At 67.6% G+C, this 23,358-nt stretch carries 21 protein-coding genes and 1 pseudogene; 8 read left to right on the top strand and 14 right to left on the bottom strand.

Annotation, left to right across the window (positions count from 1 at the left end):
* Nucleotides 1-189: 189 nt before the first annotated feature.
* The 3 genes from AC6CID_RS17550 to AC6CID_RS17540 are packed head-to-tail and all read left to right on the top strand — an operon-like array spanning nucleotide 190 to nucleotide 3,061.
* Entirely contained in the window at nucleotides 190-1,467 is a 1,278-nt protein-coding gene (locus AC6CID_RS17550) for a TetR/AcrR family transcriptional regulator (RefSeq protein ID WP_498354253.1), read from the top strand.
* On the top strand, nucleotides 1,464-2,588 hold the full coding sequence (locus tag AC6CID_RS17545) for an NAD(P)-dependent alcohol dehydrogenase (RefSeq protein ID WP_230792116.1): 1,125 nt from the start codon (nucleotides 1,464-1,466) through the stop codon (nucleotides 2,586-2,588). The genes AC6CID_RS17550 and AC6CID_RS17545 overlap by 4 nt, the downstream gene beginning before the upstream one ends.
* The gene (locus AC6CID_RS17540; protein ID WP_120281186.1) at nucleotides 2,585-3,061 is read left to right on the top strand and encodes a DUF4334 domain-containing protein; all 477 of its coding nucleotides are present in this window, start codon (nucleotides 2,585-2,587) and stop codon (nucleotides 3,059-3,061) included. The genes AC6CID_RS17545 and AC6CID_RS17540 overlap by 4 nt, the downstream gene beginning before the upstream one ends.
* Nucleotides 3,062-3,127: 66 nt before the next feature.
* Here the strand turns inward: AC6CID_RS17540 and AC6CID_RS17535 are convergent, their stop codons facing one another.
* Complete coding sequence (locus AC6CID_RS17535; protein WP_159416904.1) at nucleotides 3,128-3,985, bottom strand: oxygenase MpaB family protein; 858 nt, start codon at nucleotides 3,983-3,985, stop codon at nucleotides 3,128-3,130.
* A gap of 80 nt (nucleotides 3,986-4,065) precedes the next feature.
* Entirely contained in the window at nucleotides 4,066-4,815 is a 750-nt protein-coding gene (locus tag AC6CID_RS17530) for a GntR family transcriptional regulator (protein WP_225623698.1), read from the bottom strand.
* Nucleotides 4,816-4,945: 130 nt separating this feature from the next.
* Between AC6CID_RS17530 and AC6CID_RS17525 the strand changes: the two genes are divergently transcribed.
* Both AC6CID_RS17525 and AC6CID_RS17520 read left to right on the top strand, forming a co-directional pair.
* Nucleotides 4,946-6,481 carry an aldehyde dehydrogenase family protein gene (locus AC6CID_RS17525; RefSeq protein ID WP_064061161.1) on the top strand — a complete coding sequence of 512 codons (1,536 nt, stop codon included), beginning with the start codon at nucleotides 4,946-4,948 and terminating at the stop codon, nucleotides 6,479-6,481.
* Between the two features lie 4 nt (nucleotides 6,482-6,485).
* Nucleotides 6,486-7,451: an oxygenase MpaB family protein gene (locus tag AC6CID_RS17520; RefSeq protein WP_006552468.1), complete on the top strand. Its 966-nt coding sequence runs from the start codon at nucleotides 6,486-6,488 to the stop codon at nucleotides 7,449-7,451.
* Nucleotides 7,452-7,548: 97 nt separating this feature from the next.
* Here AC6CID_RS17520 and AC6CID_RS17515 read toward each other — a convergent pair whose 3' ends face one another.
* The 5 genes from AC6CID_RS17515 to AC6CID_RS17495 all read right to left on the bottom strand — a co-directional run bounded on the left by AC6CID_RS17515 (nucleotide 7,549) and on the right by AC6CID_RS17495 (nucleotide 11,199).
* On the bottom strand, nucleotides 7,549-9,027 hold the full coding sequence (locus AC6CID_RS17515; RefSeq protein WP_064061162.1) for an MFS transporter: 1,479 nt from the start codon (nucleotides 9,025-9,027) through the stop codon (nucleotides 7,549-7,551).
* A gap of 95 nt (nucleotides 9,028-9,122) precedes the next feature.
* Nucleotides 9,123-9,722, bottom strand: coding sequence for a TetR/AcrR family transcriptional regulator (locus tag AC6CID_RS17510; RefSeq protein ID WP_498354252.1), 600 nt, complete (start codon nucleotides 9,720-9,722; stop codon nucleotides 9,123-9,125).
* A complete protein-coding gene (gene recR / locus AC6CID_RS17505; RefSeq protein WP_019290261.1) occupies nucleotides 9,719-10,327 on the bottom strand; it encodes a recombination mediator RecR in 609 nt (202 codons plus the stop codon). Before recR ends, AC6CID_RS17510 begins: the two co-directional genes overlap by 4 nt.
* 9 nt (nucleotides 10,328-10,336) lie before the next feature.
* Nucleotides 10,337-10,660 carry a YbaB/EbfC family nucleoid-associated protein gene (locus AC6CID_RS17500; RefSeq protein WP_019290262.1) on the bottom strand — a complete coding sequence of 108 codons (324 nt, stop codon included), beginning with the start codon at nucleotides 10,658-10,660 and terminating at the stop codon, nucleotides 10,337-10,339.
* Between the two features lie 104 nt (nucleotides 10,661-10,764).
* On the bottom strand, nucleotides 10,765-11,199 hold the full coding sequence (locus AC6CID_RS17495) for an SRPBCC family protein (RefSeq protein WP_006552473.1): 435 nt from the start codon (nucleotides 11,197-11,199) through the stop codon (nucleotides 10,765-10,767).
* Between the two features lie 148 nt (nucleotides 11,200-11,347).
* Here AC6CID_RS17495 and AC6CID_RS17490 point away from each other — a divergent pair, with 148 nt between their 5' ends.
* Together AC6CID_RS17490 and AC6CID_RS17485 are read left to right on the top strand one after the other, a co-directional pair.
* On the top strand, nucleotides 11,348-12,808 hold the full coding sequence (locus AC6CID_RS17490) for an FAD-binding oxidoreductase (protein ID WP_033097925.1): 1,461 nt from the start codon (nucleotides 11,348-11,350) through the stop codon (nucleotides 12,806-12,808).
* Nucleotides 12,805-14,112 (top strand): class I SAM-dependent methyltransferase, encoded by a 1,308-nt coding sequence (locus AC6CID_RS17485; RefSeq protein WP_019290265.1) that lies wholly within the window; start codon nucleotides 12,805-12,807, stop codon nucleotides 14,110-14,112. Before AC6CID_RS17490 ends, AC6CID_RS17485 begins: the two co-directional genes overlap by 4 nt.
* A gap of 93 nt (nucleotides 14,113-14,205) precedes the next feature.
* Here AC6CID_RS17485 and AC6CID_RS17480 read toward each other — a convergent pair whose 3' ends face one another.
* The 4 genes and pseudogenes from AC6CID_RS17480 to AC6CID_RS17465 form a co-directional block, all read right to left on the bottom strand.
* Entirely contained in the window at nucleotides 14,206-16,353 is a 2,148-nt protein-coding gene (locus AC6CID_RS17480) for a 3-hydroxyacyl-CoA dehydrogenase NAD-binding domain-containing protein (RefSeq protein WP_019290266.1), read from the bottom strand.
* Between the two features lie 23 nt (nucleotides 16,354-16,376).
* Nucleotides 16,377-17,591, bottom strand: coding sequence for an acetyl-CoA C-acetyltransferase (locus AC6CID_RS17475; protein ID WP_231782119.1), 1,215 nt, complete (start codon nucleotides 17,589-17,591; stop codon nucleotides 16,377-16,379).
* A complete protein-coding gene (locus tag AC6CID_RS17470) occupies nucleotides 17,566-18,228 on the bottom strand; it encodes a hypothetical protein (protein WP_064061164.1) in 663 nt (220 codons plus the stop codon). The genes AC6CID_RS17475 and AC6CID_RS17470 overlap by 26 nt, the downstream gene beginning before the upstream one ends.
* Nucleotides 18,229-18,269: 41 nt before the next feature.
* Nucleotides 18,270-19,263, bottom strand: a pseudogene (locus AC6CID_RS17465) (FAD-dependent oxidoreductase); the annotation flags it as partial.
* A 16-nt stretch (nucleotides 19,264-19,279) separates the two neighbouring features.
* Between AC6CID_RS17465 and AC6CID_RS17460 the strand changes: the two are divergent.
* Nucleotides 19,280-19,996, top strand: a complete 717-nt coding sequence (locus tag AC6CID_RS17460) for a GntR family transcriptional regulator (protein WP_498354251.1) — start codon at nucleotides 19,280-19,282, stop codon at nucleotides 19,994-19,996.
* Between the two features lie 8 nt (nucleotides 19,997-20,004).
* Here AC6CID_RS17460 and AC6CID_RS17455 read toward each other — a convergent pair whose 3' ends face one another.
* The 3 genes from AC6CID_RS17455 to AC6CID_RS17445 all read right to left on the bottom strand — a co-directional run bounded on the left by AC6CID_RS17455 (nucleotide 20,005) and on the right by AC6CID_RS17445 (nucleotide 23,349).
* Nucleotides 20,005-20,655 (bottom strand): response regulator, encoded by a 651-nt coding sequence (locus AC6CID_RS17455; RefSeq protein WP_498354250.1) that lies wholly within the window; start codon nucleotides 20,653-20,655, stop codon nucleotides 20,005-20,007.
* On the bottom strand, nucleotides 20,652-22,583 hold the full coding sequence (locus tag AC6CID_RS17450) for a sensor histidine kinase (RefSeq protein ID WP_498354249.1): 1,932 nt from the start codon (nucleotides 22,581-22,583) through the stop codon (nucleotides 20,652-20,654). Before AC6CID_RS17450 ends, AC6CID_RS17455 begins: the two co-directional genes overlap by 4 nt.
* A 70-nt stretch (nucleotides 22,584-22,653) precedes the next feature.
* Nucleotides 22,654-23,349, bottom strand: a complete 696-nt coding sequence (locus AC6CID_RS17445; protein ID WP_498354248.1) for a hypothetical protein — start codon at nucleotides 23,347-23,349, stop codon at nucleotides 22,654-22,656.
* Nucleotides 23,350-23,358 lie beyond the last annotated feature (9 nt).

Here is a 23,358-nt window from a genome sequence, read left to right as displayed (position 1 = left end):
GCAGCTGAAGAATTGGTGTTAACTTTGCGGTCTGGGTGCTGGTTTGTCAATACGTTCTGTCCTGCAGTTTTGGCGATTCTTACCCGAAAGTAGTGTTTCTTCGCAGGGGGTGCGACTGTTACCTTTGAGGCCGACGAACATTCACCGCGACATCGCGGCAGGAAACAGGATCCACGACGAGGAGGCAGGGTGCCCGAACAAGCGCAGGTCGGGGCACGCACAGCCGCGAAGACCGGCACCCCGACCCCCACCGTGCGGCGCCGGCCGAAGAACCGCAAGGCACAGATCGCCACGGTCGCGGCCGAGGCGTTCAGCGAACGCGGCTACCACGGCGTGAGCATCGACGAGATCGCCACTGCCGTCGGCATCTCCGGCCCCGCCCTGTACCGGCACTTCCCGAACAAGTACGCCCTGTTCCACCATGCCGTGGTCACCCTCGCCGACGCCCTCGGCTCCGCCCTCGCGGAGTTCGACGAACAGAGCGGAGCGAAGGGCACCGGACTCGACGCCGCCGAGGAGCTCGAACGCAAACTCCTCGCGCTCATCCGCACCACGATCGAGAACCGCCGGACGGGCGGGTTGTACCGCTGGGAACGCCGCTACCTCACGGGTGAGGACCACAGTGAGATCCGCTCGAAGATGCGGGCACTCAACCGCCATCTCGCCCGCACGGTCGCGCGGCTGCGGCCCGATCTCACCGACGACGACTACGTGCTGCTCAGCAGCGCGATGCTCAGCGTCATCGGCTCCATCACCACACACCGCGTCCCGCTGTCCAACCGGCGCCTGCAGCAGCTGCTGCTCGACGCGTGCACAGCGGTCGCAGCAACCGACCTGGTGCCCGACATCGACGAACCCGCACCGACTCCCGAGCCGGGTGGGCTGTCCGTGGCGAACAAGCGTGAGGTCCTCCTGCACGAGGCCGTGCTGCTCTTCGACGCCCGGGGCTATCACGAGGTGAGCATCGAGGAGATCGGTGCTGCGGCAGGTATCAACGCGTCCGGCGTCTACCGTCACTTCGCGAGCAAGGCCGATCTGCTCGCCGCCGCCTTCCACCGGGCCGGTGATCGCGTCGCGATGATCATCGGCGAAGCGCTCGCCGACTCGACGACCTCCGCGCAGGCCCTCGACGTCCTCACCGAGGCGTATGTCCGGATGTCGTTCGAGAACAGCGAACTGATGTCGGTGTACTTCGCCGAGGTCGGCAACCTGCCCGCGCATCATCGCAGCGACCTGCGGAACATCCAGCGGCTCAACATCGAGGAATGGGCCCGTCTGGTCGGGGAGCTCCGCCCCGAGCTGCCCGCCGTCGAATGCCGCTTCCTCGTGCACGCCGCGCTCAACCTCGTGCTCGACACCGGCAACCTCGTGCACTTCCTGCCCACCCCCTCCCGGCAGCGCAGGGTGCAGCAGCTGATGCTCTCGGTGCTGCTCGGCGACACCGGTTCGTCCGAGGCGGTGGGATGACCCGCACCGCGACCGCAGCGGTACTCCGCGAGTACGGTGCACCGCTGCGGCTCGAGACCGTGACCGTGCCCGAACTGCGCGACGACGAAGTGCTCGTACAGATCCACGGGGTCGGGATCTGCCACACCGACCTCACCGCCGCCGCGGGCGGCGTTCCCGTCCCGACGCCCGTCGTACTGGGACACGAGGGTGCCGGAGTCGTCACCGAAGTGGGCTCGGCGGTCACCGCTCTCGCGGTCGGCGACCGAGTCGTCCTCGGATTCGACTCGTGCCGCACGTGCCGCAACTGCGCCCGGGGACGGCACGCCTACTGCACGCGATTCGCCCCGCTCAACTACAGCGGTGTGCGCACCGACGGCTCGGCCGTGCTCCGCGACGCCGACGGAGCACCGGTGCACGGCAACTGGTTCGGACAGTCGTCGTTCTCCTCGCTCGTCGTGGCCACCGAACGCAACGCCGTGCGTCTGCCGGCGGATGTTCCGGTGGCACTGGCGGGTCCGCTCGGGTGCGGCCTGGCGACCGGCGCCGGAACCGTTCTCGAGGTGTTGCGACCGGAACAGGGGTCGACGATCGTCGTCTTCGGTCTCGGCGCCGTCGGCACGGCCGCGGTGATGGCAGCGCGTATCGCCGGGTGCGAGAGCATCATCGGCGTCGACCCGAATCCGCGACGGCACGGCGTCGCGCGATCGCTCGGGGCCACCGAGGTCCTCTCCCCCGACGATCACGACGACCTCGGACGCCATCTGCGTCGTCTCACCGGCGGTGGTGCCGACTACGCGGTGGAGGCCGTGGGCACCGAATCCGTGATCCGGCAGGCACTGTCGTCTCTGACCAGTCCCGGTGTCTGCGCCACCCTCGGACTGCGTGCCGGCCGCAATCCCGTCTCGATCGACCAGACCCATCTGTTGTCCGGTCGCACGCTGACCGGAGTCATCGAGGGCGACGTCGATCCCCACCGGTTCCTTCCCGAGCTGGCCGCGCTGTGGCGCGACGGGCGTTTCCCCGTCGACGAACTCGTGCAGACCTTCGATTTCACGAAACTCGACGACGCTCTCGCCGCTGTCACCTCCGGCGAGGTCGTCAAAGCCGTACTCACCTTCGACATCCAGGGGAACACATGAACGTCGTCCAGCGACTCGAGGAACTGCGCGCCCGCACCGACCGGATCGATCCTCGCGAACTCGATGCCCTCTGGGAGCATCTCGCTCCGGCACGCATCGACGATCTCGTCGGATACCGGTGGAAGGGCTTCAGTTTCGACACCGGGCACCGCACCCATACGCTGCTCGGCACGTCGCGGTGGTACGGAAAGACGTTCGCGTCGGTGTCCGAGGTCCAGCCGCTCGTGTGCTACGGCGAGGACGGCGAGTTGTTCTCCGACACGAAGACCGGACGCGGCGAGGCGAGCCTGTGGGAGATCGTCTTCCGCGGTGAGGTGACGGCGACGATGGTCTACGACGGCATGCCGGTCTTCGACCACTTCAAGAAGGTCGACGACGACACCGTCGTCGGGGTGATGAACGGCAAGGGTTCGCTGGTGTTCGACGACGGCGAGCACTACTGGTTCGGTCTCGAACGCGACAGCGCCGTGTGATCGTCGGACGGGAAACGCCGAGTGGCCGGACGTACGTCCGGCCACTCGGCGTTCTCGCTGGAGAACTCAGATGACGTGTCCGTGCGCCTTCATCCGGCGGCGCATGTCGTTGAGGTAGTAGGTGGCCGACAGCTGGCGGATCGGCCTGGGCACCGCGCGGTAGATCGGCGGGACCACCTTCCAGAACAGGTCGAAGCGCCGCTGGTCGCGCGGGCTCCACGGCAGCGCGAATTCGTCGCGCATGCGTTGCGGGAGAAGGCCGATCGTCATAAAGCGCTGCAGCGGCATGAGGGCGCGAACGGGAAGCGGGGCGTCGCCGCCGGTGAGGAGATTGCGGGTGAAGGAACGCACCTTCCGGTCGACCTCGAAGGTCGCGATCATCTCGTCCCAGTACCTGTCGAACTCCTCCCGCGTCTTCGGCCACATGTCGTCCTTGACCTGCAGAGCCGTGCCGTAGACCGCGGACTGGCGGTAGATGCGTTCGATGTCGGCATCGGTGAGAGGCCCGAACATCCGCCGGTACATGTCGACACCGTTGCGGTACAGCGTTGCCGCGACCCACAACTGGAGTTCGGGATCGAAGGCGTTGTAGGTCTCCGAACGCACCGGGACGTGCGCCTTGTTGACCATCCGGACGATCTGCTTCTTCTCCTCGGGAGTCCCGAGCGTGACCGCGTAGACGTAGGTCATCGTGGTGCGCAGCCGGTCGAGCGGCCGCTGCAGGGTGGAGCTGTGATCGGCGACGCCGTACCCGACACCGCGCGATGCCAGCTGCAGGAGGACCGTCGCACCGGCTCCGAGCAGAAGCATCGACTCACCGACGAAGTCGGCCAGTTCGACCGAGCCCGCCGGAAGCGGAGCGGGGATCGCCTCCGGTTCGTCGGTGGTGACGGCGGGGACGCGCTCTTCGGCGTGGGTCGTCATCGGAGGTCTCCTGATGGTGAAAGTACGGGTGCAGCACTGTCATACAAATTGTGCACACCCGTACTCAGATAGGCAAGTGCCTATCCGGAAGGCGAATCGACACCCGCTCGCTCACGGTGGGCGACCAGCCGCGCGGCCGCGTCCTCGAACTGCACCAGCGTCTGCGTGATCACTTCGCTGTGGTCCTGCGCAGCGATCGCCTCGATCAGCTTCGTGTGCGACCGGATGGCGAGCGTTCCCCACTCGGCGTCCCGCGCGTAGAGGCGGTACGGAATCGTGCGCGCGGCGGTGTTGAGGAACCACGCGAGCTTGGGGCTGTCGGCGATGCGGTTGAGCTCGCGATGGAAGTCGAACTCCGCGTCGGCGATCCGCTCGATGTCGGGTGTCACTCCCTCCGGAATGACGACGAGCATGCGCAGCCTCTCGTTGAGTTCGGCCAGACGCTCGAGGTCGGCCGGCGTGGCACGGTCGACCGCTCGGAGCGCGAGCTCGACGGCGATCTGTCCCTGCAGCCAGAAGATGTCGTCGATGTCGCCGCGCGTGAGAGGAGAGACCCGGTAGCCGCGGTTCGGGGCGGATTCGACCATTCCCTCCCCGCGCAGCGTCAGCAGCGCCTCCCGGACGGGGGTGACGCTGACGCCGAGTTCGACCGCGGTCTCGTCGAGCCGGATGAAGTCGCCCGGACGCAACGCGCCGGACATGATCGACCCGCGGAGGTGGCCGGCCACCTCGTCGGAAAGCTGCGGACGGCGCCGCACGGCCCCCTCCGAACGTCGGGATGCCGCAGCGTGATCCGCCGCTGTCCCGGGGCTACGTGTCGGTGCCGCCATCGTGTCTCCTGTAGGAATCCGGACAACTGCGCACGGGGGTTGTCCAATTGGCCCGCGAACGCCTAATGTGATGTCCACTACAGCTATCACATCAAATATATGTGATGTGGTTCACCAGGAAGTGTCGAACATGACCCAGAACCTCACCAGTCCGAAGAACGCGAAGAGCAGCTCGGACAAGGCATCCACGGCAGCAAGCACCGACACCTTCGCCAGCCTCGACCCCCGGAACGGCGAGGTGATCGCCGAGTATCCGGTCGCCGACGAGGCCGCCGTGGGCGCGGCCGTCGAGCGCGCCCGCGTCGCCGCGCGCTGGTGGGAGGCGCAGGGCTTCCGCGGCCGCCGCGACTGGCTCCTCGAGTTCAAGAAGGCCATCGCATCCGACGCGACCTCGCTCGCATCGGTGGTGGCGAAGGAGACCGGTAAGCCCTTCGGCGACGCCTTCCTCGAAGTCATGCTGGCGGTCGAGCACCTCGACTGGGCGGCCAAGAACGCCAAGAAGGTGCTCAGGCCCCGCAAGGTGCCCTCGGGCGTCGCGAGCTTCAACCAGGCCGCAACCCTCGAGTACAAGCCCCTCGGTGTCATCGGCGTGATCGGCCCCTGGAACTACCCCGTGTACACCCCGATGGGTTCGATCGCCTACTCGCTGGCCGCCGGCAACGCCGTCGTCTTCAAGCCGAGCGAGCTCACCCCCGGTGTTGCGAAGTGGCTCGAGGACAAGTGGAACTCGATCGCCCCCACCCAGCCGGTCTTCCAGGTCATCACCGGTCTCGGTGAGACGGGTTCGGCGCTCGTGCGTTCGGGTGTCGACAAGGTCGCCTTCACCGGCTCCGGCCCCACCGCCCGCAAGGTCATGGCGGTGTGCGCCGAGTCGCTCACCCCGCTCGTCGCCGAATGCGGCGGCAAGGACGCGATGATCGTCGCGGCCGACGCGAACATCGACGAGGCCGTCGAGTTCGCCGCCTTCGGCGCCTTCGGCAACGCCGGCCAGACCTGCGCGGGCGTCGAGCGCATCTACGTCGAGGAGCCTGTCTACCGCGAGTTCCTCGACAAGCTCACCGCCACCGTCCGGCGCGCGAAGCCGGGCGGCGACGAGGACTCCACCTACGGCCCTATGACGCTTCCGCGCCAGGTCGACATCGTGCGCAGTCACATCGAGGACGCCCTGAAGTCCGGTGGCAAGGCCGTCCTCGGCGGACTCGATTCGGTGCAGGAGCGCATCGTCGAGCCCGTCATCCTCACCGACGTGCCCGAGACCTCGGCCGCGGTGTGCGAGGAGACCTTCGGCCCGACGGTCGTCGTCAACAAGGTTCGCGACCTCGACGAGGCCGTCGAACGCGCGAACGGCACGAACTACGGTCTCGGTGCGTCGATCTTCACGCGCAACAAGAAGAAAGGCCGTCAGCTCGCCGAGCGCCTGCGCAACGGCATGGTGTCGGTCAATTCGGTGCTCGGCTTCGCCGCCATCGCCTCGTTGCCCTTCGGCGGCATCGGCGAGTCCGGTTTCGGCCGCATCCACGGCGCCGACGGCCTGCGCGAGTTTAGCCGTCCCAAGTCGGTCACGGTGGCGAAGTTCAGCTCGCCGCTCAAACTCATGAGCCTCGAGCGTCCGGAGCGCGATCTGAAAATCTCGCGAGCGATGCTCCAGTTCATGCACGGAAGGTGAGCCGATGACGACCACTCCCCCGCGCACTCGCAGCCGAAAGGCCGCCGTCGTCGCGAAGCCCGAGGCACGCATCGAGAAGGCCGGTACGTTCCCACCCCCGAACAGGGACCCGCACCCGAAGCGTGGGCGGATGGGCTGGGTCGAGGTGATCGAGGAGCTCGACCCGGTCACGCAGCACCAGGACATCGTGCGGATCACCGCCGGTTACGAGTTCCCGTGGGACTACCAGCGGTCGCTCGAGTTCGCCCTCTTCCGCACGTACTGTGTGCCCAGCATCTCGGAGTTGCTCGCCCGCACCGGCGAGTTCGAGAAGCGGCCGCAGAAGCGGTACGACGACACGGCGCTGCTGATGGCCGAGCTGGTCGAGCACGGCTACGACGCCGAGCGGGGACGCGAGTCGCTGCGCAACATCAACCGGATGCACGGCAAGTACTCGATCGACAACGACGACATGCTGTACGTCCTGTCGACCTTCGTGTACGACCCGCTCGACTGGATCGACCGCTACGGGTGGCGTCGCCTGCACCCGAAGGAGCGGCTGGCGTCGTTCTACTTCTACCGCCAGGTGGGCATCCGGATGGGCATCAAGGACATCCCGGAGTCGTTCCAGGAGTTCCACCGGTTCAAGCTCGAATACGAGCGCGAGAAGTTCACCTACAGCGACGACAACCACGCCATCGGCACCTACACGCTGCGCCTCTTCCAGTCGTGGTACCCGAAGGTGCTGAACAAGGGCATCGAGAAGGTCGTTTTCGCGCTGATCGACGACCGCATGGCGTCGGCGTTCGGTTTCCCGAAGAGCTCACCGCAGGTGACGGAGATCGTCGAGGGCGCGCTGCGGGCACGGTCGGCGTTCGTGCGGCGACTGCCGAAGCGACGCGTGTCGCTGTCGGCGGGCAACGCCACCAACCGGACGTATCCGGGTTACCCCCTCGGTTACCGTCCGAACGATCTGGGCGTCGAACACTGACGCACCGACAGACCTGGGGGACAGGAGGGGCGGCCCCGCATTCCGGTTTCACCACCGGGGTGCAGGGCCGTAACTGTTCCGGGAGGGCGGGCCGGGGTCAGTTCTCGACGGGCCGCAGGGCCTGCTTCGACGGGAGTGCGAAACCCGAGACGAAGACGACCACGGCGCAACCGGCGCACACGAGGTAGGCGATCACGAAGCCCGCGGTGCCGATGCCGAGCCCGCCCCCGAGGGTGTGAGCCGCGAGCACCGAGGCGACGACCGCGCTGCAGACGGTGCTGCCCACGGTGCGGAGCAGGACGTTGACGCCGTTCGCCGCGGCGTTCTGCGACAGCGGCACCGCGCCGAGGAGGAGCACCGGCAGCGTGCAGTACACGAGCGACGTGCCGATCGCCGCGACGAAGATGGCGGCGACGACGAGCCACAGCGGCTTGCCGGGCACCGCGTGGACGCTGTAGCCGGCGAGCAGGAAGACCGCTCCGGTCATGATCGTGATCTTGGGTCCGAAACGTTCGGTGATCCGGGAGGCCACGATCGCGAAGATCATCATCGCGAAGCTCGCGGCGAGCTGGCAGGCCGCGGCCTGGAGGATGGTCAGGTCGTATCCGGCTCCGTGCCCGGACGGCGCCTGCAGCAACTGTGTGGTGATGAGGGTGTTGCCGTAGAAGGCGAACCCGACGAGCAGTGCCGACAGGTGCGGCGCGAGGACGGAACGGCGGGCCGAGACACGCAGGTCGACGAGCGGGTTGCGGTTGCGCAGCTGCTGCACTCCCCAGAGCACGAACAGCAGCACCGACGCGGCGAACGAGAGCAGCACTGCGGGGCTCGTCCAGCCCCACGTGCTGCCCTGGGTGATGGGCACGAGCAGGCACACCAGGGCGGCGGACAGGCCGGCGGCGCCCACGGCGTCGAAGCGACCGCCGGTGCGGGTGTCCGATTCCGGGATGACGATCCACGCCGCGAGGGCCACACCGGCGCCGATGGCGGCGGTGGTCCAGAAGAGCAGGTGCCAATCGGCGAACTGGACGATGGCGGCAGCGAACGGGATACCGACCGCGGTGCCGATGCCGAGGGTGGAACTGAGCATCGCGATCGAGCGCTCCACGTGCTCACGGGGCAGGACCTCGCGAAGGATCGCCATGCCGATCGGCAGCACCGCCGCGCCGGCGCCCTGCAGGCCACGGGCGACGATGAGCAGTCCGATGTCCGAGGTCAGCGCGCAGATCAACGAGCCGAGTGTCATAAGCGAGAACGCGATGAGCAGCATCCGCTTCTTGCCGATCATGTCGGCGAGACGGCCGAAGATGGGCGTCATCACCGCACCGACCAGCAGGGTGCTCGTCACCAGCCACGAGACGGCGGTGGTTCCGGCGCCGGTGAAGCCCGGCATGCTCGGCAGGAGCGGCACCATGACGGTCTGCATGATGGCCTGGAAGACGGCTCCCACCGCGAGGACCGGGAAGACGAGGTGCCCCGGGTCGCGTCGCTTCTTCTCCGCAGCTCCCGACGCCGAGCGCGTCGGAGCGGAGGCGTACCTACCCGGTACGTGCAGGCGCAGAGGGAGCGAGATCGACATCGACGCCCTCCTCACCGAATAGGTAAATAGCCGTTCACCACATTAGGTGAACGGCTATTTACCCTCAAGGGGAGTGACCAAAGTCATTTCTGTGGCTAAGAACCGTCTCCGTCGAGCAGTCGCTGCACCAGCGGCGCGTACAGCGCCACCACATCCTCGACTCTGCCGGTCGCGCGTTCCTGCATCATCCGACGACGCATGATCGCCAACCCCATCACCGCCGACATCGCCAGCTCGGCCCGGAGACGGGCATCCGGCCCCGGAAGACGCGCGGCGAGCGCGTCGATCATCTGCGCGGAGTAGTTGTCGCGGAGCATGCGATTACTCTCCTCGCTGCCCCCGCTCATGAACAGAATGTTCATCGACAACGGCTTGTAGGGCTCGAGCGGGCGAGCGAGCATCGCCACCATCCGCTCGCCCAGACTCTCAAGTGGACCGTCGAACAGCACCTGCGCGCCGTACTGGAAGTCGACGAGCTCCTCGTACAACTGCTCCTTCGAGCCGAAGTACTTGATGATCAGCGGGGCGCTGACCCCCGCTTCCTCCGCGATGTCCTTGAGCGTGATGTCGCGGTAGGGGCGCGTCGCAAACGCCTTCCCCGCAGCCTCGATGATCAGCTTCCGGGTCTCGTCGGAAGTCCGGCGACGCTTCTCGGGCTCACCCCGGTGCGATGCCTCCGTGCTGCGCACGGTCACATCGCCCGCCTCCCCGACAACGCTCGCCCGAGCGTCAGCTCGTCGGCGAACTCGAGATCGCCGCCCATCGGCAGACCCGACGCGAGGCGGGTGACGCTCAGCCCCGGGAAGTCGCGCAGCATACGCACCAGATAGGTGGCCGTCGCCTCGCCCTCCGTATTGGGGTCGGTCGCGATGATCACCTCGGAGACGTCGACGCCGTCCTCCTGGTTGCCGATGCGGGTGAGCAGTTCGCGGATGTGCAGCTGGTCGGGGCCGACGCCATTGAGCGGGTCGAGCGCACCACCGAGGACGTGATAGCGCCCCCGGAACTCCCGGGTGCGTTCGATCGCCTGCACGTCCTTCGGTTCCTCGACCACGCAGATCACCGTGCGGTCGCGGCGAGGATCGGAGCAGATGCGGCAACGCCGCTGGTCGGAGACCGTTCCGCAGACCTCGCAGAACTGCACGCCGTCGCGGATCCGCTGCAGCGCCGCCTGCAGGCGGTCGATCTCGGGCGGCTCGACCGAGAGCAGATGGAACGCGATGCGCTGGGCACTCTTCGGGCCGACGCCCGGAAGCTTGCCCAGCTCGTCGATGAGGTCCTGTACCGGTCCTTCGTACAACGCCGACCTCTAGAAACCGGGCAGGCCGGGGATTCCGCCGCCGAGCCCACCCGCGAGCGGACCGAGCTTCTCGGCCGCGATCTCCTGGGCCTTCGCCGAGGCGTCGGCGATCGCACCGACCACCAGATCCTGCAGGGTCTCGACGTCCTCGGGGTCGACGACCTTCGGATCGATCTTCACGGACACGACCTCGCCCGTGCCCTTCACCGTCGCGGTCACGAGGCCACCGCCGGCCTGGCCGGTGACCTCCGCCTGCGCCATCTCGTTCTGCGCAGCGACGAGTTGCTGCTGCATCTGCTGGGCCTGAGCGAGGAGTTGCTGCATGTCGGGCATTCCACCACCGGGTTGCACGGCACGTCCTTTCTGCACGTTTGTGATGCCAGCCTAGTCGCCGCGCATCGGGGTGGACACAGACGCCGAGGTCGACCGAACCGGGCTCAGTCGACTTCCTTCTTCAGGTTCTCGAGCACCTGCTGCTGGATCTTCTTCAGGCCGAGCGGCGCGAACGTCTTCTCGAAGAAGCCCTTGACGCCACCGGCACCCTTCCACTGAGTGAGCACGACGACCGTCGAACCCGTCCCGTTCGGCACGACGCTGTAGGTCGTCACGAGCGTCGAGTTCGCGTCCGTCTCCGTGACGGTACTGCCCTTCACCGACACGGTGGCCTGCACGTCGCGCTGACGCTTCTCCGTGGCCTGGAGGATCCAGTGCACGACGGTGCCGTCGCCGCGACCACCGGAGATCACGCGGTAGTCGCGGTAGTGCTCGGTGAGGATGCGCGGGCGCACGGTCTCGTAGTCGGCCAGGGCGGTGAGCACCACCTCGGGAGCTGCCGCCAACTGGATCGAACTGCTTGCGCTGACCTGTGCCATGAACGACTCCTTCTGCTTCTTCCGCGCTGATGCGGGCTCGAATGTGCCTGTGACGACAGCATCCATCCTGCCCTGCGCGTTCCGGGACGGATGCGACCGCCGGGTCTATTGTGGACGTGCCACTGATGCGCCGCTCCGGAGGAGTCGAATGCAGATGCCGAGATCGTCAGGTGTGAAGGTCCCGTACGGGGAGGCGGTACACCGCCAGGGTGTAGACCGCCTGCTGCGCTCGTACAGCGCGATTCCGGCCGACGCGCCCGTGCGACTCGCGAAGAAGACGTCGAACCTCTTCCGGGCACGCGCCGCGGCGAACGCGCCGGGGCTCGACGTCTCCGGTCTCGGCGGTGTCATCTCCGTCGACCCGCAGGCCCGCACCGCCGACGTCGCCGGCATGTGCACCTACGAGGACCTCGTCGACGCGACCCTGCCCTACGGCCTCGCACCGTTGGTCGTCCCGCAGCTGAAGACGATCACGCTCGGCGGCGCCGTCACCGGGCTCGGCATCGAGTCGACGTCCTTCCGCAACGGCCTCCCCCACGAGTCCGTGCTCGAGATGGACATCCTGACCGGGTCCGGCGAGATCATCACGGCCCGCCCGGAGGGTGAGCACGCCGATCTGTTCCACGGCTTCCCCAACTCGTACGGTTCGCTCGGGTACGCCACGCGCCTGCGCATCGCACTCGAACCGGTGAAACGTTTCGTCGCACTGCGTCACCTGCGTTTCGACACGATCGCCGATCTGCAGTCCGCCCTCGCGCGGATCGTCGACGAACGGACCTGGGACGGCACACCGGTCGACTATCTCGACGGTGTCGTCTTCTCCGCGACCGAGAGCTACCTGACGCTCGGCACACAGACCGACGAGCCGGGTCCCGTCAGCGATTACACCGGGCAGGACATCTACTACCGGTCGATCCAGCACGTCTCCGTCAACCGACCCAAGGAGGATCGGCTCACGATCCGCGACTATCTGTGGCGGTGGGACACCGACTGGTTCTGGTGCTCCCGGGCTTTCGGCGCCCAGAACCCGAAGATCCGCCGGATGTGGCCGAAACAGTTGCTGCGCAGCAGTTTCTACTGGAAGCTCATCGCGCTCGACCACAAGTATTCGGTGGCCGACCGGATCGAGGCACGCAAGGGCAATCCACCCCGCGAGCGCGTCGTGCAGGACATCGAGGTCCCGCTCGAACGCACGCAGGAGTTCGTCGAGTGGTTCCTCGACGAAATTCCCATCGAGCCGATCTGGTTGTGCCCCTTGAAGTTGCGCGACATCGAGTCGTCCCCGGACGCCGGCCGTCCGAGCACCTCGGACGCCCAGCGTCCCTGGCCGCTGTACCCGCTCGAGCCGAAGCGCGCCTATGTGAACGTCGGGTTCTGGTCGTCCGTTCCCATCGTGCCCGGCGCCGAGGAGGGCGCCGCCAACCGGCTGATCGAGAAGAAGGTCGCCGAACTCGACGGGCACAAATCGCTCTACTCGGACTCCTACTACTCGAAGGACGAGTTCGAGAAGCTCTATTACGGCGGCGGTGAATACCCCGCTCTCAAGCAGAAATACGACCCTCGGTCCCGTCTACTGGACCTGTTTTCGAAGGCGGTGCAACGAAAGTGACCATATTCAGGACCGAGAACGATCGGTCCACCGAGGACAAGCTCGCACTCGCCCAGATCGTGGAGATCGTGACCGGCGGCGACATGCCGTTGCGCTTCACGGCCTACGACGGATCGGCGGCCGGTCCCGAGGACTCTCCCTACGGTCTACATCTCGCGTCGCCCAAGGGCGCGACGTACATCGCCACGGCCCCCGGCGATCTGGGTATGGCACGGGCGTACATCTCGGGCGATCTCCAGGCGAAGGGAGTGCATCCCGGCAACCCCTACGAGTTGCTCGCCTCGCTCGGCGACCTGCACTTCGAGCGTCCCCCGGCACGTATCCTCGCGCAGATCGCCCGGTCGCTCGGCACCGAACTGCTCAAGCCGATCGCACCGCCGCCGCAGGAGCACCTGCCGCGCTGGCGCCGCATCGCTGAGGGTCTGCGGCACTCGAAATCGCGCGACGCCGAGGTCATCCATCACCACTACGACGTGTCCAACGAGTTCTACGAGTACGTTCTGGGCCCCTCGATGACGTACACCTGCGCCGTCTTCGAATCCGAGAATCAGAGCCTCGAGGACGCCCAGGAGAACAAGTACCGTCTGGTCTTCGAGAAGCTGCGGTTGAAGCCGGGCGACCGCCTGCTCGACATCGGTTGCGGCTGGGGCGGGATGGTGCGTTACGCCGCTCGGCGCGGTGTGAAGGCCCTCGGCGTGACGCTCTCCAAGGAACAGGCCGAGTGGGCGCAGAAGGCCATCGTCGAGGAGGGCCTGAGCGACCTGGCGGAGGTCCGGCACTCCGACTACCGCGACGTGCCCGAGGAAGGATTCGACGCCATCTCGTCGATCGGCCTGACCGAGCACATCGGTGTCGCCAACTATCCGGCCTACTTCCGGTTCCTCCACGGCAAACTGCGGGTGGGCGGTCTGCTGCTCAACCACTGCATCACCCGGCCGACCAACAACACCCGCGCCAAGGCCGGCGGGTTCATCGACCGGTACGTCTTCCCCGACGGGGAACTCACCGGTTCGGGTCGCATCATCACCGAGGCGCAGAACATCGGCTTCGAGGTGATGCACGAGGAGAACCTGCGCGAGCACTACGCCCTGACGCTGAAGGGCTGGTGCGAGTACCTCGAGAAGCACTGGCAGGCCTGCGTCGCCGAGGTCGGTGAGGGCACGGCCCGCCTGTGGGGCCTGTACATGGCAGGCTCGCGCCTCGGCTTCGAACGCAACGTGGTCCAGCTGCACCAGGTGCTCGCGGTCAAGCTCGGCGACGACAAGAAGCCGCAGACGCCGCTGCGCCCCTGGTGGGTCGCCTAGCCGACCCCATCGGCACGAAAACAGAAGAGCGCGAACGGGAAGGGCTCCCGACGCCGTGGCGTCGGGAGCCCTTCCGTGCAACCGTCGTGTGCGTCAGCTGCGCAGCGACGCCGGCGGGTTGAAGCGCTCGCCGTACTTGGCGGCGAGTTCCTCGGCGCGCTTGACGAAGCCTTCCTTGCCACCCGGGTAGCCGACGATGTACTGAGCGACACCACCGGTCCAGGCCGGGAAGCCGATGCCGAAGATCGAGCCGATGTTGGCGTCGGCGGTGGTCTCGAGAACACCTTCGTCGAAGCACTTCTGGGTCTCGATCGCCTCGGCGAAGAGCATGCGGTCGATCAGATCCTGCAGCGGCACATCGAGGGTCGCCTCGGTCTTGAAGTGATCGCGCACACCCTGCCAGATGCCCTGACGCTTGCCGTTCTCGTCGTACTCGTAGAAGCCGGCCTTCTCGAGACGACCCGGACGACCCTGCTCGACCATCCAGTCGACCACGTCGAGTGCGGGATGACGCGTGGTGCCGAGCTTGGTGTCGCCCTGCTTGGCGGCCTCCTCGGATTCCTTCGCGATCTTCTGCATGAGCTTCATGTTCAGCTCGTCGGTCAGCTGCAGCGGCGGAGCCGGGTAACCCGCCTGCGAACCGGCCTGCTCGATGGTCGCGGGCTCGATGCCCTCGCCGAGCATGGCGATGGCCTCGTTGACGAAGGTGCCGATCACACGCGAGGTGAAGAAGCCGCGACTGTCGTTGACGACGATCGGAGTCTTGCGGATCGCGAGCGTGTAGTCGAACACGCGGGCCAGGGCCTCGTCGGAGGTCTTCTCACCCTTGATGATCTCGACCAGAGGCATCTTGTCGACCGGCGAGAAGAAGTGGATACCGATGAAGTCCTCGGGACGCTTGACGCCGGTCGCGAGACCGGTGATGGGCAGCGTCGAGGTGTTCGAGCCGAGCAGCGCGTCGGGATCGACGATGTCTTCGATCTCCTGGAACACCTTGTGCTTGAGCTCGGTGTTCTCGAACACTGCCTCGATGACGAAGTCGACGCCCGCGAAGTCGGCGGGGTCGGCCGTCGGCGTGATGCGGTCGAGCAGAGCCTTCGACTTCTCCTCGGTGGTCTTGCCACGCGAGAGAGCCTTCGTCTCGATCTTCTCCGAGTAGTTCTTGCCACGCTCGGCGGCCTCGAGGGTGACGTCCTTGAGGACGACCTCGTAACCGGCCTTGGCGGAGACGTAGGCGATGCCGGCGCCCATCATGCCCGCACCGAGAACGCCGATCTTCTTGATCTCGCGCTTCGGCACGTCCTTCGGACGCGAAGCGCCCGAGTTGATGGACTGCATGTCGAAGAAGAACGCCTGGATCATGTTCTTCGCGACCTGGCCGGTGGCGAGTTCGACGAAGTACCGCGACTCGATGGTCGACGCATTGTCGAAGTCCACCTGCGAGCCCTCGACGGCGGCGGCCATGATGGCGCGCGGAGCCGGCATCGGGGCGCCCTTGATCTGCTTGCGCAGGTTCGCGGGGAAGGCCGGAAGGTTCGCGGCGAAGGCCGGGCTGGAAGGGGTGCCGCCGGGGATCTTGTAGCCCTTGACATCCCACGGCTGGATGCCGCCCTCGGGGTTGGCCTTGATCCATTCCTTGGCGGCCGGAACGAGTTCCTCGACGCTACCCACGACGTCGTGGACCAGGCCGATCTCCTTGGCCTTGACCGCGTTGTACTTGTTGCCCTGCAGCAGAACCGAGAGCAGCGCCGTCTGGATGCCGAGCAGGCGCACGGTGCGGGTGATGCCACCGCCACCAGGGAGCAGGCCGAGGCTGACCTCGGGCAGACCGATCTGCACGCCCTTGACATCGGCAGCGATGCGGCGATGCGTCGCGAGGGCGATTTCGAGGCCGCCACCGAGAGCCGCGCCGTTGATGGCGGCGACGACGGGCTTACCGAGGGTCTCGAGACGACGCAGGTCGGCCTTGATGCCCTGAACCTCGTCGAACGCGACCTGCGCGTCGTCGGGGCCGATCGCGATGATGTTGCGCAGGTCGCCGCCGGCGAAGAAGGTCTTCTTCGCGGAGGTGATCACCACACCGGTGATGGAGTCCTGCTCCTCGTACAGACGGTCGACGGTGGCCTTCATCGACGCCTTGTACAGCTCGTTCATCGTGTTGGCGCCCTGGTTCGGATCGTCGAGTGTCAGCACAACGATGCCGTCGGCGTCCTTATCCCAGGAAATCATGTTGTCGCTCACTGTTTTTCGAATTCCTTCCGGTGTCAGACGCGCTCGATGATGGTGGCCACACCCATGCCGCCACCGATGCACAGGGTGACGAGGGCGCGCTTGGCTCCGCGGCGCTCGAGCTCGTCGATCATGGTGCCGGTGATCATGGCGCCGGTGGCGCCGAGCGGGTGGCCCATCGCGATGGCGCCGCCGTTGACGTTGAGCTTCTCGTCCGGGATGTTCAGGTCCTTCTGGAACTTCAGGACGACGGAGGCGAACGCCTCGTTGATCTCGAACAGGTCGATGTCGTCGACCGTCAGGCCCGCCGAAGCGAGAACCTTGTGCGCGGCCGGCGTGGGGCCGGTGAGCATGATCGTCGAGTCGGCACCGGAGGTGGCCGTGGCGACGACGCGGGCACGCGGGGTCAGACCGAGGTCCTTGCCGGCCTGCTCGGAACCGACGAGCACGAGTGCCGCGCCGTCGACGATGCCCGAGCTGTTGCCGCCGTGGTGGACGTGATCGATCTTCTCGACGAAGTGGAACTTCTGCTGCGCCACGGCGTCGAAGCCGCCCATCTCACCGATGGTCGCGAACGACGGCTGCAGCTTGGCCAGACCCTCGAGGGTCGTGTCCGGACGCATGTGCTCATCCTGATCGAGGATGGTCAGGCCGTTCTGGTCCTTGACCGGCACGACCGACTTGGAGAAGTAGCCGCCCGACCAGGCTGCCGCCGCGAGCTGCTGCGAACGCAGTGCGTAGGCGTCGACGTCCTCGCGGGTGAAGCCCTCGATGGTCGCGATGAGATCGGCGGAGATGCCCTGGGGAACCAGGTAGCTGTCGTAGTTGGTGGCGGGATCGAGCATCCACGCGCCACCGTCGGAGCCCATGGAGACACGCGACATGGACTCGACGCCGCCGGCGAGAACGAGCTCGTCCCAGCCGGAGCGGACCTTCTGCGCAGCCATGTTGACGGCCTCGAGGCCCGACGCGCAGAACCGGTTGATCTGCACGCCGCCCGTGGTGGCCGGCAGGTTCGCGATGGTGACAGCGGTGCGGGCGATGTCGGCACCCTGATCGCCGACGGGGCTGACGACACCGAGGATCAGGTCGGAGATACGGTTCTCGTCGAGATCGGGGAATCGAACACGCAGCTCGTCGATCAGGCCCGTAACCAGGGAGATCGGCTTGACGGAGTGCAGCGAGCCCGTCTTCTTGCCTCGGCCGCGTGGTGTTCGGATGGCTTCATAGATGAATGCCTCGGTGGTCACAGTGCGCAGGTTCCTTCCCGTGCTTGCGGAGCGACGGCACCCACGGCCCTGCAGAGGGCCGCCGTGCCCAACCTCTCCTACGGTAGAAGCGGGCACCCCTCGGCCGTAAGGACCGAAGCGATCGGTGTCCGTGACCGAACCGAACGTCCGCAAACCCCTTACGGGACCACCGCCGCCCGAAGGCGCGGCGCCGCATACAGGACTTCTCGCAGCGCATCGAGGGGGACGAGGGTGCCGACGAGCCCGCGAGCACGAGGCGCCCGCCCACATCGAGGCGCGACACCAGCGACGCGATCGCATCCGCCGAACCCGAGAAGTCGAGAGCGATACCGGCAGGACCACCGTCGTCGAGAACCGCGCCGAACCGGTCGGCGCGTGCCGCGTGCTGCGGGTCGGTGTCCATGATCATGACGTCGGCGCCGGCTTCGGCACACATGGCGACCGCCGTGACGCCGAGCATCCCGGCACCGCACACCACGACCCTGCGGCCGTCGAGATCGCCGGCCGTCTCAACCACCGCGACAGCCGTCGCGGTCGCACACGAGGCCGGAGCTGCGACGACGTCGGGCACCGCGGCCGGGACGGGCACGGTCGTCACGCCCGCGGGTAGCACGATGTACTCGGAGTAGGTACCCACGTCGCCCTGGCCGACGAATCGGGGCGTCCGGTTCCGGGATGTCAGAGGCCGAGCAGGTCGGCGGTCTCCTCGCCGAGATAGAGGCCGAGGGTCATACCGCGGCCACCCGGGCCGGCGACGACCCATACGTCTTCGTCGGCCTTCGCGCGGTGCACGAGCGCGTGGGGTCGACGCACTGGCTGTACACACCGGCCCAGCGCCGGACGACGCGCGGCAGTCGGCGGCCGAGGAACTCCTCCGTCACTGTGACGAGGTGGTCGTAGGGTTCTTCGCCGACGTCGAAGTCGAACGGTTCGTCGTAGGCGTGGGTGTCGCCGATGGTGAGGCCGCCGTGCAGACGCTGGACGCACAGCAACTGCATGCGATGCTGCGCGGCGACGGGTCGTTGCTCCTCGGAGGCGGTGAGCTCGTCGAGGGCGGTACCGGCGAATCCCGGGTAGTAGCGCAGGCTGTCGCCGTCGGCGATCGACGTGGTGAGGTCTTCGCCGAGCGGTGCGGTCTGCATCATCTGCAGCCGGACCCTGCGCAATGACAGGTCGCGGGCGAGGCCACCGAGTGTCGCGCCGGGACAGACGAGAACGAGGTCGGTCTCGTGCACGGTGCCGTGGTCGTCGCGCACTGCACGGTCCCGCGGGCCGTGCGGGAGACGTCCCGGGCCTCTGTGGACAGCAGGAACCGGTAGCGGCCCGAGATGGCGAGATGTTGCCGGATCGCCGGGAGCGCGATGCGGGATTCGACGGCAGCGTCCGTGCTGCAGTGCAGTGCCGCGAGGAAGTTACCGCGTAGCGCGGGGTTACGGCGGCGCGTCTCGTCCGCATCGAGCAGGGCGAATCCCCGTCGCTGCGCGTCGTCGCGTGCGACCGCTTCCTCCGCGACGGCGACCTCGGCGGCGGTGCGCGGCAGCGTCAGCGAACCGTTCGCGAGGAAACCGACGTCGGGAACGCGGGCGCCGAGGTCCTCCCACAGCTCGCGGGACCGCAGGGTTAGGGCCGGTTCGTCGAACTCCCGGTGAAACAGTTGGTGTAGACCGGAATTCGGTTACGCTGGATGTGTGGCCACCGTCGTTCGCGAAGCGCGCATCCTCAAGCACCAGATCGTGCGCCGCCAGGTCGAGTGCCTCCTCGACCAGCTCAGCGTGGGAGATCAGGTCCCCTCCGAACGCGATCTCGCCACCCGGTTCGACGTCGCCCGCGAAACCGTCCGCCAGGCACTGCGAGAACTGCTCGTCGACGGCCGCATCGAACGGCGGGGCCGCAGCACCGTCGTCGCCGGCCCGAAGATCGTCCAGCCCCTCGTCATCGGTTCCTATACCGAAGCCGCCCTGCTCGAAGGGCGCAGCGCTGGGCGTGTGCTCGTCGCGTGGACCGACCTCGTCGCCGACGACGAACGGGCCTGCCGCCTCGGTCTCGAACCCGGCGATCCCGTCCTCGAACTCGAACGTGTCCTGCTCGCCGACGGAGTGCATGTCGGACTCGAACGCACGCGCCTTCCCGCACACCGCTTTCCGGATCTGCGCCGGACGCTCGATCCGTCGTCGTCGCTGTACGCCGCGATCCGTTCCTACGGGATCACGTTCGCGCGGGCGGTCGAGCGGATCGAGACCACGCTGCCGGATGCGCGCGAGGCGGCGCTGCTCGACGCCGACACCCGCACACCGATGCTGCTGCTCGAGCGGATCTCCTACGACGAGAACGACGTCCCGATCGAGCATCGCCGGTCGCTCTACCGCGGCGACCGGATGTCGTTCGTCACGACCGTCACTCCCTGAGCAGCAGGTCAGTCGACGCCCAGGCCTGCTTCCCGCGCACGGACGATCGCGCTCGCCCGGTCGGCTGCACCGATCTTGCCGAGGATGTTGGACACGTGGTTGCGCACCGTCTTCTGGCTGAGCACGAGTCGGCGGGAGATCGCGGCGTTGTCGAGTCCGCGGGCCACGAGGTCGAGGATCTCCCGCTCCCGTCCGGTCAGATACGGGAAAACCGCCGACGTGTTGCGGGAGTTCGCGACCGCCGCAAGGGCTTTCGCCGCGACCGCCGCACCGACGATCATCTCACCGTCGGCCACGGCCCGGATCGCCCGTTCGACCCCCGACGGATCGGCCCCTTTGACGAGATAACCCGAGGCACCGGCACGGATGGAGGCGATGAGGATGTCCTCGTCCTCGTGCATCGTGACCATCAGGATGCGGGTGCCCGGCGACTTCCGGAGGATGCTGCGGGTCGCGTCGATCCCCGATCCGTCGCCGAGTTCGATGTCCATGAGCACGACGTCGACATCGCCGATCACGACCTCGAGGGCCTCCCCCACCGAACTCGCCTGGCACACGACATCGATCCCGTCGAGAGTGCCCAGCAGTGCCGCCATACCGAGGCGGAAGACGGGATGGTCGTCGACGACCGCAACGCGTATCGCTCCGTTGTCGCTCATGATTCGGACCAGGGTAGCCGCGCCCGCACCACGACACCGCGCGGGTCGCCGGGTTCGATGCCCACCGTTCCGCCGACCTCCCGGGCCCGTTCCCGCATGCTCTGCGTCCCCACACCGATTCGTGCGTCGGTCGCGAGTCCTCGCCCGTCGTCGACGATGTCGAGGGCCAGCACGTCGCCCTCCGCCGCGACCCGCACCGTGCATTCGTCGGCACCGGAATGCCGTCGCGCGTTGATGACCGCCTCGGAGGCGATGCCGTAGGCGGCCCACGCGATCGGCCCGGACATCCCGGCGGGGAGGTCGGACCGCAGGTCGACGCGGAATCCCGCGCGGGCGTGGGTGATCACGAGTTCATCGAGTGCGGCGGTGAGGCCGAGTTCGTCGAGAACCGGGGGCAGCAGACTGCGCGAGAGCTCGCGGACACCGTCGACTTGCCGATCGAGTTCGCGGAGCAGTTCGTCGACGAGTCCGGCCGCGGCGTCCGGGTCGGTGGTGACGAGATTGCGTGCGCCCTGCAGGCCGAGCCGCACCCCGGCGAGCGACGGGCCGAGACCGTCGTGCAGTTCGCGGCGGATGGTGCGGCGTTCCTCGAGTCTCACCTCGGTGAGGCGGCGACGCGCGTCTTCGAGGTCCTCCGCCGACCGCAGTACGACGAGCCCGGCGTCGACGACGGTCGCGAGTTCGGTGAGCGCCCGCCGGCTGCGTTCCCCGAGCGATTCGCCCGGAGGTGCGGTGACGGCGAGGGTGGCGTCGCCGTTACCGACCGGAACCTCCTCGACGGGTCCGGTCGCGGTCCCCCAGCGTGCGATCACGTCGCCGCCGCGGCGCACCTCGACCGATTCGAGACGCAGTGCGATGCCGATTCCGGCGGCGAGTTCGCCCAACAGCAGGTCGGGCGAATCGGCACCGGCGAAGTGCCGCCCGAGGATCCGGACGGCGCGTGCCGGGTCGACGCCGTCGCCGTAGACGAGGCGGTGCACCTTCCGGCCGAGCCACATCCGCACCGGCTGCACGGCCAGGGCGACGGCGGTGGCGGCGACCGCCTGGGCGAAGACCGATTCGTTCGGGAGCACCAGCGACACCGCGACCGTCACCGCGAGATAGGAGGTGACGAGCACGGCGGTGAGACTGCCGGCGAGCGCGGCGCGACCCACCGCGAGGTCGATGCCCCAGAGTCGTTGGCGCAGCACGACGGCGAGGATCGCGACGGGATAGAAGGCCTGCGTCGCGAGGTGGAGCAGCGGTGTGAGCATCCACGGCACGTCCGGGACCGCCAACGGGATGTACGAGGCTGTCATCAGGGCACTGCCGAGCGCGAGCCATCCCGTCCCGGATAGTTCGCCCGCCGAGGCGTGACGGCGACGCCACTCGACGTGCCCGGAGGTCAGGAAACCCACGGCCACAACGGGCCCGACGAACCAGATGTCGGCGATGTCGGTGAAGGTGCGCGCCCAGAAGAACCAGGCGATCGTCAGGACACCGACGCCGATCCCGGCCCGCACCACGGGATCGGCCGGACGGTCGCGGACGAGCCACGGCACCACCAGGAACAACGCGAGTGTCCCGGGGATCCAGGTGGTGTTCTGCAGCGGACCGAGGAATCCGACGGGCAGTTCGGGGCGGACGAGGGCGAGCTGGGTCCAGCTGTAGGACATCGCTGCCACACCGACGCCGATCGACGCGACGGCCAGCAGGATCGGCACGGCGTGGACCCGGCGGGCGAGGATCACCCCGGCGACCGTCCCGTAGACGGCGGCTCCGACGACGTCGACGAGGAAGAACAGCTGGTCGGAATCGAGCGCGGGCCGTGCCGCGACGAACACGACGACGGCCGCCACGGCGAGCAGCCAGGAGACGACGGCCACGACGGCGGCGGGTACCGGAGCCCCGGTACCCGCCGATCCGGTCGTCGTGACGGTGTCCTTCATGGTGCGGTGAGTATGCACCGCCGTGTCCTTGACGCGGCAGGTATACGCCGCTGGGCCGCTCGCAGTGGCACTAACGTGCACGCCGGTCCGCGAGGGCGAAGCCGACTCCGGCCACCAGCACCCACATCGGGCCGGTGAAGCCGGCCATGTACTGCAGTGGGGAGATGCCGAGGAGCAGTGTCAGACCACCGAGGACGATGCTCGCCCAACCGATCCACCGGGGCGCCGCGCGGTGATGCAGGACCGCGACCGCGACCGCGACGCCGCTGACACCGGCACCGACCCACAGCCATGGGATGGTGCCCATCCAATGCGAGGCGAAGACCGCCACCTCGGGCACCATCTGATCGGTGTTGCCGAGGCCGAACAGCAACTCGGTGTCGAGTCCGGTGCCCATGAGGGTCGCGACCGAGGTGAGCACGAGACCGAATGCCGCGACCGTCGGCACGAGGCTGAATTCCGGAGTGCCTGCGCGCAGTCGGCGCTGCAGTCCGGCGGCGAAGACGAGCAGCAGCATCGTCGACACCATCAGCGTCAGGTGCATGACGAGCATGGGCGTGCGCTGCCCGGCGAACTCGGTCATGATCGCCACCGCGTTGCCGGCGGTGCGCTCGTTGTATGCCGCGCTCGTCGCCATGCTCGCCTGGATGCCCACGACGCCGGCGAGGCCGGCGACCGCACCCGTCCACGCCCAGAGCGAACCGGGGCCACGACGATCGGGAGCGATCGGCGCGAGGGGTTCGGTCTCGGTGCCGAGAGTGTTCATGAAGGTCCC

This window comes from Rhodococcus sp. GQ147 (assembly GCF_059759155.1).
The sequence above is the reverse complement of the archived record's forward strand: the minus strand, read 5'-3'. Positions and strand labels throughout refer to the sequence as shown.